The organism is Cupriavidus sp. FW305-3-2-15-C-LB2, assembly GCF_058787575.1.
The window spans coordinates 175,080-187,476 of the sequence record NZ_JBYSZW010000004.1 but is presented as its reverse complement, the minus strand read 5'-3'; the positions used below and the strand labels follow the sequence as shown (position 1 = coordinate 187,476).

Genomic DNA, 12,397 nt, shown 5'->3' with positions numbered 1-12,397 from the left:
TTGGTCTCGTTGCCTTATCGATTCACTAACAGTTAATTAAATTACTGTTGGTGATGTGAAGTGAAGTCTAGTGAGGAGCGCAGGGGTATTGCAATTCAAAAAACCGATGAAACCTGCTCGCTTGATGGTCCATGGCTATCAATTCGCGCGATTTGCGGTGATGGTGTAAGGTTCGAGTTACTCAATTCACCATCGGTTGAAAAAAAGCGGAGGGATGCCCATGACGGAAGACACTTTTGCCACGCGCCTGAAGGGGGTGCTGGAAGGCAAAAGGATCATGCTCAAGCAGGTGGCAGAGGCGCTGTCGGTATCGCCGTCGGCGGTGCACAAGTGGACCCGCGGCGGCGAGATCGAATACGAGCGGCTGCTCGCGCTGGCGCGCTTCCTGGGCGTCAACTGGCTGTGGTTGCGCTACGGCGAGCAGGCCATCGCCGACCTGGAGGCCAGCACCGCCTCTGACCCACACATCAAGGAACTGCGCCAGAAGCACCTGGCGGAGATCATGGAGAGCGAGGCGCGCATGAAGTTCGCGCAGGAGGTCTCGGGCATCGTCACCTGGGAATGGAACGTGCTGACCGATGGCCTGACCTACTCGTCCAACGACGTCACGCTGTTCGGCCGCCACATCCGCAACATGGACGACTTCTGGGCCTGCGTGCATCCGGCCGATGTCGCGCGCCTGCGCGAGGTGCTGGCGCGCACGCTGGGCGCGCAGGAGATGCACGAGTGGGAGTTCCGCGTCGTGCACGGGGACACCACGCGCTGGATCTCGTCGCGGGCCACGCTGGTGCGCGACTTCGACCAGCGCCCGGTCAAGATGATCGGCGTCAGCCTGGACATCACCGAGCGGCGCCGCGCCGAGGCTGCGCTGCGCCAGAACGAGGCGCTGCTGGCCAAGGCGCAGGAGATTGCCCACCTGGGCGGCTGGTACTGGAATATCCAGACCGACGACTGCGCCTGGACCGACGAGGCCTACCGCATCTTCGGCTGGGCCCCGCAGGCGTTCAAGGTGACCATGGAGCGCTACCTGGCGTCGATCGTCGAGGAGGACCGCGCGCGCGTGCAGGCGGCCATCCGCGCGGCCATCGTCGACAAGGCGCCGTACAGTGTCGACTACCGCATCCAGCTGCCCGACGGCAGCCATCGCGACATCCATGAGGAAGGCGAGGTCACGCTGGACGAGCACGGCAACGCCCTGACCATGGTCGGCGCCTCGCAGGATGTCACCGGGCCGGAAGCGCCGCCGGCAAGAGGCGGCGGCAAGGCCCCGCGCAAGCGTGCGGCGGACAAGCCGCGCGCACCAGCCTGACAGCGCCACAGGGCGGCATGCATTGCCGCCCTTTTTCATTGGGCGGGTCTTCCGCGTCACGTGAAGGCATAAAACCGTTTGTTTCAGTGTAAACGTTAGTGGAACGTTTGTTTCATACTCCGCTATGATGGCATCTCCATGGCGCCGGATACCGCGCGCCCGTACAAGGAGGAGATCCATCATGTCCCTGGCCAAGCCAGCCATCCCGCAGTCCCCGGGCAAGCGGAGGGGCAGCATGGTTGCTGACACGCCGACCGCCGCCGCCATGGCCGCGCAAGTACGCAGCGGCGAGCGGCTTGCCCTCGACCTGGTGCAAGACGCCCTGCAGCGCGCCGAAGCCGCCGCGCCGCTCAATGCCTGCTCGGCGCTGCTGGCGGACAGCGCACTGGCGCAGGCCGCCGCGCTGGACCGGCTGCGCGCGCAGGGCCGGCCGCTGCCGCCGCTGGCGGGCGTGCCGTTCGTGGTGAAGAGCCTGCTGGACGTGCGCGGCCACGCCACGCTGGCCGGCGCCGCGCCACGCGCGCAGGAGCCGCCGGCACTGCGCCATGCCGATACGGTCGAGGCGCTGGTCGCCGCGGGCGCGGTGCCCGTTGCGCTGGCGGCGATGGACGAATACGCGTGCGGCGCCACCGGCGAGAACGTGATCGGCGGTCCGGTGCGCAATCCGCTCGATCCGTCGCGCATCACCGGCGGCTCGTCGGCCGGCACCGCGGCGCTGGTGGCTGCCGGGGTGGTGCCGTTCGGGCTGGGTTCGGATACCAATGGGTCGATCCGCGCCCCGGCCGCGTTCTGCGGCATCTGGGGGCTGCGCCCGACCACGGGGCGGTTGTCCCTGGCCGGATGCGTGCCGTATGCGCAGAGCCTGGATACGGTCGGCCCGATGGCCGGCAGCGCCTGTGACCTCGCGCTGGCCTATGCGGCAATGCTCGGCGTGGACGCGCCTGCTGATCCGCAAGGCCGTGGTGCCGCGACGCTGCGCGTCGGCGTGCTCGGCCGCGGCTTCTCCGATTTTGCCGAGCCCGCGGTGCAGGCGGCGGTGCTGCGTGTGGCCTCGGCCTTTGGCGCGGTGCGCACCATTGACCTGCCCGACGCCGACAGTTCGCGCGATGCCGCCTCGGTGATCTCCGCCTACGAAGTCGGGCGCAACCACCAGGCCATGGGCTTCTCCGAGCGCCATGGCGGCTACAGCGCCTTCGTGCGCCAGCGCATCCTGGCCGGGCTGGCGATGCCGCGCGGCTGGTATGACATCGCGCGCCAGTACCAGTCAGCGTGGCGGCAGCGGCTGCTGGCGCTGTTCGATGACGTCGACCTGCTGCTGGCCCCTTCGACGCCCTATGCGGCCACGCCGATCGGTGCCGACACCGTCAACGGCACCGGCCGCATCTATTGCCCACGTGCCGATGCCGGGCACCTGACGCGCCCGTTGTCGCTGGCGGGCCTGCCCGTTGTAGCCGCGCCGTGCGCGGGCGAGGGCTTGCCCGCAGGCATCCAGATCGTGGCCGCGCCCGGGCTCGAGAGCCAGGCACTGGCGGCGGCGCGCTTCCTTGAGGCGCAGGGGCTGTGCCGCAGCGCGACGCCCCGATGGCTGTAACGACTGTTTCATGGAGTTCGGGCCGTTGCGGCAAAGGCATTCGTGCCGGCGTCGCATCGTTATTGTTTCATGATGAGCATTTAAGAAACAAATGTTGCATTGGTTCGGGTCATGCCCCTATACTGCAAACGCGTAGCCGGGTCCAACCCAGGTACTGAACGGGATATCGAGATGCAAGATCAAAGGCAGCAGCAAAAGCGACGGTTCATGGCCACCCTGTTGTGGCTGGGCGCCGTGGGCCTGGCTGGCCCGGCAATGGCGGACAGCTATCCGTCGCGCCCGATCCGCCTGGTGGTGCCGTCAGCCGCCGGCGGCAGTCCCGACGTGCTGATGCGCGCATTGGGCGCCGAAGTCGGCAAGTCGCTGGGCCAGTCGTTCGTGATCGACAACAAGCCCGGCGCCTCGGGCGTGATCGGCATCTCCGAACTGGAACGCGCCGCGCCTGACGGCTACACGCTCGGCTATGCCAACAACGTGACGCTGTCGATCAACAAGAGCACCTTCCGCAAGCTGCCGTACCGGCCCGATGCCTTCGTGCCGGTGGTGCTGCTGTTCAAGGTGCCGAATGTGATCGCGGTCAGGCCGGAGATGCCGGTGAAGACCTTTGCCGAGCTGGTGGCCTACGTCAAGGCCAACCCGGACAAGGTCACCTATGCCTCGCCGGGCCAGGGCACGTCCGGCCACCTGACTGGCCAGCTGCTCGCGGACAAGGCGGGGCTGGCCTGGACGCACGTCGGCTACAAGGGCAGCCCGCAGGCCGCCACCGATGTGATGGGCGGCCAGGTCAATGTGCTGATCGACAACATGCCGACCATCCTGCCGCTGATCAAGGCTGGCAAGCTCAAGCCGCTGGCGGTGACCAGCCTGGCGCGCTCGCCGCTGCTGCCGGCGCTGCCCACCATCGCGGAGTCTGGCGTGCCGGGTTTCGAAGGGGTGGCCTGGGGCGGCCTGGTCGCGCCGCAAGGCACGCCCGCCGGGGTGGTGGGCAAGCTCAACGGCGCCTTCAACCGCGCGCTGGCGGATCCGGCCATCAAGGACAAGTTCGCCGCACTGGGCGCCGAGACGGTCGGCGGCACGCCGCAGGCGCTGGCCGGCTATGCCGCGCGTGAAACCGACAAATGGGCGGCCGTGGTCAGGCAGGCCGGCATCACGCCGCAGTAAGGCCCGCCAACGAGACAAGGATTGACGATGGCATCGCAACCAGCCGCGCACCGGCGCGCCGACCTGATCTTCCGCAACGCCACGGTCGTGGACGGCACGGGCGCAGCCCGCCGCGCGGCCGATGTGGCAGTCGCGGGCGACCGCATCGTCGCCGTAGGCGACTGCGCTGACATGACCGCGGACCATACCGTGGACGCAGCCGGCCGCGTGCTGGCACCGGGCTTTATCGATGCCCACACGCACGACGACGGCTACCTGCTGGTGCATCGGGACATGACGCCCAAGGTGTCGCAGGGCATCACCACCGTGGTCACCGGCAACTGCGGCATCAGCGTGGCACCGCTGGTCAGCAGCGCGCCGCCGCAGCCGCTGGACCTGCTGGGGCCGCCCGCGCTGTTCCGCTTCGATACCTTCGCGCAGTGGCTCGACGCATTGCGCGCGACGCCGGCCAACGTCAACGTGGTGCCGCTGCTCGGGCATTCGACGTTGCGCGTGCGCGCGATGCCGGAGCTGAACCGGGCCGCCAATGCAGAAGAAATCGCTGCGATGCGCGACGAGGTCAGGCTGGCAATGGAGGCGGGCGCCTTCGGTGTCTCGACCGGCACGTTCTATCCGCCCGCGGCAGCCGCCACCGAAACCGAGATCATCGCCGTGTGCGAGCCGGTCCGCACCCACGGCGGCCTCTATTCCACCCACCTGCGCGACGAGACCGACGACATCGTGCCGTCGATCGAAGAAGCGCTGCGCATTGGCCGCGCGCTTGACTGCCAGGTGGTGTTTTCCCACCACAAGGTCGCGGGCAAGCGCAATCATGGCCGCTCGGTCGAAACCCTCGGCCTGCTGGCCGACGCCGCGCGCTTGCAGCCGCTGTGCCTGGACTGCCATCCCTATCCCGCGACCTCGACCATGCTGCGGCTGGACCGCGTGCGCCAGTCCACGCGCACCATGATCACCTGGTCCACCGGCTACCCGCCCGCGGGCGGCCGCGACTTCCACGAGCTGATGCAGGAGCTTGGCCTGGACGAGGACGCGCTCTTGGCAAAGCTGCGCCCCGCGGCGGCGATCTACTTCATCATGGATGAGCGCGATGTCGAGCGCATTGCGCAGTTTCCGCTGACCATCTTCGGCTCGGACGGCCTGCCGTTCGATCCGCGCCCGCATCCGCGCCAGTGGGGCACCTTCCCGCGCATCCTGGCGCGCATGGTGCGCGAAGACCAGCTGATGACGCTGGAAACCGCAATCCGCAAGATGTCCGGCCTGGCCGCGCAGCAATACGGGCTGGCGGACCGCGGCCGGATCGTGCCGGGCGCGTTTGCCGACCTGGTGCTGTTCGATGCGGACCGGGTGCAGGACCGTGCCACCTTTGAAGACCCGCTGCAACTGAGCACCGGCATCCACGGCGTCTGGGTCAACGGCGCCAGGGTCTGGGAACAGTCCACACAGACGGACAGCGAAGGCAGCGCACTGCCCGCGTTTTCCGGCCGCGTGCTGGAGCGCCACCCCGCCGACACCGATTCCGCTCTGCGCCGCTGACGCGCGGCACCACCACCATACCATCATGACCCACGTATTCCATCGCAATCCGCGCCAGAAGCTGCCCGTTGCCGTTGCCGGGCAGGGCATCGAACTGATCGACAGCGAAGGCCGGCGCTATCTCGACGCCTCCGGCGGTGCCGCCGTGTCGTGCCTGGGGCACGGCCATCCGCGCGTGATCGAGGCGATCAAGTCGCAGCTCGACACCATCGCCTACGCGCATACGTCGTTCTTCACCACCGAGGTATCGGAAACGCTGGCCGAGACGCTGGCGCAGGCCACGCCGGGCGATCTCGACCATGTCTACTTTGTCTCCGGCGGCTCCGAAGCGGTGGAGTCGGCGCTGAAGCTGGCGCGCCAGTATTTCGTCGAAGCAGGGCAGCCCAGCCGCCGCCACTTCATCGCGCGCCGCCAGAGCTACCATGGCAACACCCTGGGCGCGCTGGCCATCGGCGGCAACGCCTGGCGGCGCGAGCCCTTCCTGCCGCTGCTGGTGCCGGCGCACCACGTGTCGCCGTGCTATGCCTACCGCGACCAGCAGGCCGGCGAGACCGACGCGCAATACGCACAGCGCCTGGCCGACGAGCTGGAAGCCAAGATCCTGGAACTTGGCCCCGACACGGTGGCCGCCTTCGTTGCCGAAACCGTGGTGGGCGCCACCGCCGGCGCGGTGCCGCCGGTGGGCGACTACCTGAAGCGCATCCGCGCCGTGTGCGACAAGTACGGCGTGCTGCTGATCCTGGATGAAGTGATGTCAGGCATGGGCCGTACCGGCTTCCTGTTCGCGTGCGAAGAGGATGGCGTGGTGCCCGATATCGTCACCATTGCCAAGGGCCTGGGTGCGGGCTACCAGCCGATCGGCGCGATGCTGTCGACGCGCAGGATCTACGACGCCATCGTCGGCGGCAGCGGCTTCTTCCAGCATGGCCATACCTATATCGGCCATGCCACGGCCTGCGCCGCGGCGCTGGCGGTGCAGCGGACCATTGCCGAAGACAACTTGCTGGCCAACGTGCTGGCGCGCGGCGAGCAACTGCGCGCACGGTTACGCGAGGTGCTGGGTGACCATCCCAACCTGGGCGATATCCGTGGACGCGGCTTGTTCGTCGGTGTGGAGTTCGTGGCCGACCGCGACAGCAAGGCCACGCTCGATCCGGCGCTGAAGACGCATGCGCGCCTGAAAGCCGCCGCCGTGCAGAACGGCCTGCTGGTCTATCCGATGGGTGGCACGGTCGATGGCGTGCATGGCGACCACGTGTTGTTCGCACCGCCGTTTATTTGCACGCCGCAGGATATCGACAGGATTGTCGAGCGCTTTGCGGCGGCGGTGCAGGCGGTGCTGCCGGCTTGCGTGACGGCTTGAATTGCTGAAGGGTCCTGCCTCCCGCTGGTTTGCTCCCCTCTCCCGCTTGCGGGAGAGGGGGCGCGCAATCAGTCAGCAATCCGCGCTGCCCACATCAGCCGAACGCCGCAACCTGCCTGAATGCGCCATGCCCCGGCGCCTGTGCTGACGCCGGTTCCGCATCCAGCCTGAACTCGCCCACCACGCGCTGCAGCTCAGTGGCCTGGCCCGCCAGTTCGTGCGAGGCACTGGCCGCCTGCTCCACCAGCGCCGCATTCTGCTGCGTCACGGTGTCCATCTGCGCCACCGCCTCGTTGACCTGCGCAATCCCGGCACTTTGCTGTTCAGAGGCCGCAGTGATCTCGCCCAGCAGCCCGGTCACGCTGGCCACTGCCTGAACGATCTCCTGCATGGTCTCGCCGGCCTGGCCCACCAGTGCCGAGCCGCTGTCCACCTGCTGCACCGAATCGTCGATCAGTTGCTTGATCTCCCGCGCCGCCGACGCACTGCGTTGCGCCAGCGTTCGCACCTCGCCGGCCACCACGGCAAAGCCGCGCCCCTGCTCACCCGCGCGCGCGGCTTCCACCGCCGCGTTCAGCGCCAGGATATTGGTCTGGAAGGCAATGCCTTCGATCACTTCGATGATGTCCGTGACCTTGCGCGAGCTGGCGCTGATCGCCGACATGGTCTGCACCACGTTGCCCACCACTTCGCCACCGCGCGCGGCGATTCCCGATGCGGTTGCCGCCAGCCCGTTGGCGGCGCGCGCGCGTTCGGTGTTCTGCTGCACCATCGAGGTCAGCTCGCCCATGCTTGACGCGGTCTCTTCCAGCGCCGCCGCCTGCTCTTCCGTGCGCTGCGACAGGTCGGTATTGCCCGCGGCAATCTGGTGCGAAGCGGCGGTGATCGAATCGGTGGAAGCGCGGATGCGTGTCACCAGGTCGGTGAGCATGTCTTCCATCTCTCCCAGGCCGCCCAGCAGCCGCCCAAACTCGCCGCCGCGCTCGGTGTCGAACTCCTGGCTGAGGTCGCCCGCCGCCACGGTCTCGGCTATGTAGACGGCTTCTGACAACGGCGCCTCGATGCTGCGCGCCAGCGCCCAGACCGCGCCCACCGCCAGGCATAGCCCACCCACGCCCAACGCGATCAGCAGGCGCCGCGCATCGGCCGCCTCCTGCATCCGCGGCAAGGCCACCGCGATCCCGATCGCCATCAGCGACCACATGGCGCCAAACGCCGCGCCCAGGCGTATGCGAATCCCCAGGTTTTGCATGTCTCTCCCCCGTTTCCACCCCAGAAGTGCAGGCGCCGGCGTGCCGGCTGCCTGTCTTGCCAATGTCTTCGCTGGCCAACTCTTGCTTAACGGCGGGAACGGTGCAGTCTTTAGCGGCTTGCAGGACAGGCTTGTCGCGGCATCGACTTTCAATTGCAATTGAGTTGCGTTAATATGGCGCCGGTCGACACAGCCAGCGCCTCCATCAATGCGTAAGCATGCGAACTTCGTTCGTCTCATCTGGGCCGTGCTCCTGCTCTTGCTAGTGCAGGCGTGGGCCGCGGTGACGCACGTGCATGCGGTACCGGGAACGCGGCTGGAGGCTGTCGTGGCGAACACAAGCGCAGGCGCAATCCCCGATACGGCCGCCACGCCGGACACGTCCGACACGGACCGCGTGCCTGCCGATGGCACGACGGATTGCGATTGCCTGTGGTGCTCGCCCCGGTTGCATCTCTTCATCAGCGCCGCCATCGCGGTGCAATTGCTCTGCGTCATCCTGCGCCTGTTGTCACGGGTACGGCAGGTCGATGTCGCCGCGCCGACATGGCGTACCCGCTTCCTCTCTCCGCCCGCCTTGCGCGCGCCACCGGCGCTGGCCCGCGCCGCCGGCTAACCCCCGGCCGCATCCCTTTCCCGTATATCTGATTGCGCGTCCGCTGCGTCATGCCAGGCGGGCGGCATGCTCACGTCTGAATTTTGTACGGCAAGCCCGGTGCCCGTAGCGGATACCGCCGGGCTGCCGCGAGGCCTCATGAACAAGAACGAAAACACGGGTGCCGCGCGCCCCCTGGCCTGGACACTGCTCTCGCTCTCGTCGGGCGTCTTCAGTCAGGCCGCATTTGCCGAAGGCCAGCATACGGTGCTGCCGGAAGTCAGCGTGGTGGCGACGCAGGACACCAGCCTGCAAGGCAAACGCAAGCTCGTGACCACGGACAGCACCGGCCTGCCGGCCGCGGTCTCGGTCGTCACCGCCGACGAGTTGGGCACCATCAATATCGGCCGGGACATCTCCAACATGTTCCGTCGTGTACCTGGGGTGGTGGCCAACAACATCGACCAGGGCGACACGGGCAACGGTTTCCGCATGCGCGGCTTCGCCACCCAGGGCACGCACGGCGCCGACACCGCAGTCTATGTGGACGGGGTGCCGCAGAACATGCCGTCCAGCCAGGCCGGCGCCGGGCATGGGCCTGCATTCCTGGAATGGCTGACCCCGGACATGATCGGCCAGATCGACGTCATCAAGGGGCCGGTGTCCGCGTTGTATGGCGACCAGAACCGGGCGGGTGCCGTGCCGATCAGCACGCAGTCGGGCGACGTGCCCTCCAGCATCGGCATCGGCTTCGACCGGTACAACGGCAAGCGCGCAACACTGGTCCTGTCAGGCAGCCATGCGTTCCGGCCCGGGCCTGAGCCGATCAAGTCGCTGTTCGTGGCCGATATCTACCGCACCCATAGCTACCGGTACGACGGCAGCACCGACCGCGACAACTTTTTCTGGAAGCTGTCGACCAGGATCGGCGACGGCGTCTACAGCCTGCGGCTCAACCACTATCGCTCCGAATCGACAGCCGCCGGCTACCTGCTGCTGAGCGACCTGCAATCCGGCAAGGTGGACCCGCGCTCCACGCAATACGGGCTGCCGGGCTTCGGCAGCGGCAAGCGTTCGATGTTCGCGCTGAATCGCGCCCCGGCGCATGGCGAGGACGGCTGGTATGCGACGTTGTACGGGGAAGCCTTCGAGCGCGAGCGTGGCATTGCCACCAGCAGCGTGCAGCACACCGTGGGTTCGGATGACCGGAACATCTTCGGCGGCCGGCTGGCCAACAACTTCACCTTCGGAGACCGGGCCGCGCTCATGGTCGGCGCGGAAGTGCGCCGCGACCGCGGCGACGCGCAGCGCCAGATCTGGGTGCGTGGCGTGCCCACTGCGAACTATATCAACGCGCAGCAGCTCGACCTGCTCACCTACGGGCTGTTCGTGCAGGGGCAGTTCAGGCCCGTCGAAGCGGTCAAGCTGACCGCCGGCCTGCGGCGCGACTGGTTCGACTACGACATCGTCAACCGCAAGCTGCCGGCAGCGAGCACCGACTACTTCTCGGGCGTCACCACGCCGAAGCTCGGCGCGGTCTGGTCGGTGCTGCCCCGGCTCGACCTGTTCGCCAACGTCGCGCAGGGCTTCCGTTCGCCGGCTGCGGAGCAGATCAGCAGCAGCGGGGCCACGGGCCCGCTGGGCGCTCCCGGCGGCACAGTCTATGACGTATCGCCGTCGAAGGTGAAATCCTACGACGTGGGCTTTACCGCGACGCCGGCCAACAACCTGACCGTGACCGCAGCAGCCTACTACACGCTGAATGAGGACGAGATCGTGGGGCAGCCGGACGGATCGTTCAAGTCGGTCGGCGACACGACGCGCAAGGGATATGAGCTCGAGGCCCGCTGGCGGCCCATCCGCCCGGTGTCGGTCTACGCCAGCTATGGCCAGATCATCCAGGCCGAAGCGAACAACCCGCTGCCCAACACGGGGGCCAGGCTGTCGGTTCCCCGGCACCTGCTCAAGCTGGGCGCCGAGTACCGCCAGCGGCTGCAGGGCGCGCAGCTGACCGTCAATGCCGATGCCTATCTGACTACCGGTATTCCCTACTACATGGGAACGCCGCAGACCCAGCTGCGTTTCATGCCGGCCTACACGCGCTTTGACCTGCGCGCGGTGCTCGACTGGAAGCAATACCAGTTGTCACTGTTCGCGGTGCTGCAGCCGCACCGGTTCTCGACCGAGGCCGCGTATGGGTCCGCAGCGGGGCTGCTGGTAGCGCCGCAGCCGAAATGGCAAGCCGGCATGGCGGCACGCTATTTCTTCTGACGTATTCGACGGAGACACGACATGCTTGAAATTCGTGACCTGGTTGTCCATCGCGACGGGCGTCGCGTGGTGGACGGCCTGAATATTGCCGTGCCGAAGGGCTGCATCTACGCCTTGCTGGGCGGCAACGGCGCGGGCAAGACCACCACCATCGATGTGACGCTGGGGTTTGTCCCGCCGGCCGGTGGCACGGTGCTGGTCGACGGACTGTCGCCCGTTGCCGATCCGGCTGCGGTCAGGCGGCGCGTCGCCTACCTGCCCGAGAACGTCGCGCTGTATCCCTACTTGTCCGGCGCGGAAAACCTGGATTACTTCTGCGCGATTGCCGGCATCAGCCTGTCGCGTGCCGAGGCCACGGCGCTGCTGGACGGCGCGGGGCTGGCCCGCGACGCGCACGGCCGGCGCGTAGCGAAATACTCGAAGGGCATGCGCCAGAAGGTGGGCCTGGCCATTGCCCAGGCCAAATCCGCGTCATTGCTGCTGCTTGACGAGCCGACCTCAGGGCTGGACCCGGCCGCGGCCGATGACATGGCAAGCCGTGTCCGGCAAGCGGCGGACGCGGGCACGGCGGTGCTGATGGCCACGCATGACCTGTTCAACGCCAGGCAGCTCGCCGACCGCATCGGCATCCTGCGTGCCGGCGTGCTGGTGGCCGAGTTTGACGCGGCCACCGTCGGCCACGAGGCACTGGCCTCAACCTACCTGGCCCATGCGCGCGCGCAGGGTGTTGCGCCATGATCAGGACCGTGGTTGTGAAGGAACTCAGGGCGATGGCCAGGGAGGGGCGCTTCGCAGCCCTGCTTGCGATCGGCGCCGCGGTATTGGCCGTCGCCATCCTGGCCTCGCTGCAGCGGCATGCCGCCGTCGCCAGCGAGGTGGCGCAGGTTACCGCCGCCACGCGGCAGCAGTGGGACGACCAGGGTGACAAGCATCCGCATCGCGGCGCGCACTTCGGCTTGTACGTGTTCCGGCCCGCCTCCGCGCTGACGGTGATCGAGCCGGGGCTGGGCGACTACTTTGGCCAGGCGCTGTGGCTGGAGCCGCACCGGCGCAATGTGGCGCGCTTCGAGCCCGCGCAGGATGCGCTGCCATCCACCCGCTTCGGCGACCTGAGCGCCGGCTTCGTGTTCGCGGTGCTGTTGCCGCTGCTGGTGATCGCAGTCACTTTCGATGCCGTCAGCGGCGAGCGGCAGCGCGGCACACTGCGCATGATGCACGGCGCCGGCGTGGCGCCGGCCAGGCTCGTGGCCGGCAAATTCCTGGCGCTGGGCGCGGGCTTTGCCGTGTTTGCGCTGGCCGTCGCGCTGGCCCCGGTCATCGCG

10 protein-coding genes are annotated in these 12,397 nt (G+C 67.8%); 9 read left to right on the top strand and 1 reads right to left on the bottom strand.

From position 1 onward, the window contains the following. The first annotated feature begins 220 nt into the window (after positions 1-220). From AC3WRR_RS05565 to AC3WRR_RS05545, 5 genes are all read left to right on the top strand, one after another. A complete protein-coding gene (locus AC3WRR_RS05565) occupies positions 221-1,309 on the top strand; it encodes a helix-turn-helix domain-containing protein (RefSeq protein ID WP_439669323.1) in 1,089 nt (362 codons plus the stop codon). Between the two features lie 181 nt (positions 1,310-1,490). Then, complete coding sequence (locus tag AC3WRR_RS05560) at positions 1,491-2,900, top strand: amidase family protein (protein ID WP_439669322.1); 1,410 nt, start codon at positions 1,491-1,493, stop codon at positions 2,898-2,900. Positions 2,901-3,107: 207 nt separating this feature from the next. Beyond that, entirely contained in the window at positions 3,108-4,061 is a 954-nt protein-coding gene (locus tag AC3WRR_RS05555; protein ID WP_010811012.1) for a Bug family tripartite tricarboxylate transporter substrate binding protein, read from the top strand. A gap of 27 nt (positions 4,062-4,088) precedes the next feature. Then, the gene (locus AC3WRR_RS05550) at positions 4,089-5,594 is read left to right on the top strand and encodes an N-acyl-D-amino-acid deacylase family protein (RefSeq protein ID WP_454749938.1); all 1,506 of its coding nucleotides are present in this window, start codon (positions 4,089-4,091) and stop codon (positions 5,592-5,594) included. A gap of 25 nt (positions 5,595-5,619) precedes the next feature. Further along, the gene (locus AC3WRR_RS05545) at positions 5,620-6,957 is read left to right on the top strand and encodes an aspartate aminotransferase family protein (RefSeq protein ID WP_492296392.1); all 1,338 of its coding nucleotides are present in this window, start codon (positions 5,620-5,622) and stop codon (positions 6,955-6,957) included. Positions 6,958-7,051: 94 nt separating this feature from the next. Here the strand turns inward: AC3WRR_RS05545 and AC3WRR_RS05540 are convergent, their stop codons facing one another. After that, the gene (locus tag AC3WRR_RS05540; RefSeq protein WP_011617660.1) at positions 7,052-8,209 is read right to left on the bottom strand and encodes a methyl-accepting chemotaxis protein; all 1,158 of its coding nucleotides are present in this window, start codon (positions 8,207-8,209) and stop codon (positions 7,052-7,054) included. A gap of 208 nt (positions 8,210-8,417) precedes the next feature. Here AC3WRR_RS05540 and AC3WRR_RS05535 point away from each other — a divergent pair, with 208 nt between their 5' ends. From AC3WRR_RS05535 to AC3WRR_RS05520, 4 genes are all read left to right on the top strand, one after another. Beyond that, positions 8,418-8,825: a DUF2946 family protein gene (locus tag AC3WRR_RS05535; protein WP_010811016.1), complete on the top strand. Its 408-nt coding sequence runs from the start codon at positions 8,418-8,420 to the stop codon at positions 8,823-8,825. A gap of 138 nt (positions 8,826-8,963) precedes the next feature. Then, positions 8,964-11,075: a TonB-dependent receptor gene (locus AC3WRR_RS05530; RefSeq protein ID WP_454749940.1), complete on the top strand. Its 2,112-nt coding sequence runs from the start codon at positions 8,964-8,966 to the stop codon at positions 11,073-11,075. A 21-nt stretch (positions 11,076-11,096) separates the two neighbouring features. After that, positions 11,097-11,813, top strand: a complete 717-nt coding sequence (locus AC3WRR_RS05525; RefSeq protein ID WP_058696590.1) for an ABC transporter ATP-binding protein — start codon at positions 11,097-11,099, stop codon at positions 11,811-11,813. Further along, a partial coding sequence (locus AC3WRR_RS05520) for an ABC transporter permease (RefSeq protein WP_492296389.1) occupies positions 11,810-12,397 on the top strand: 588 nt, incomplete at its 3' end. The genes AC3WRR_RS05525 and AC3WRR_RS05520, both read left to right, overlap by 4 nt.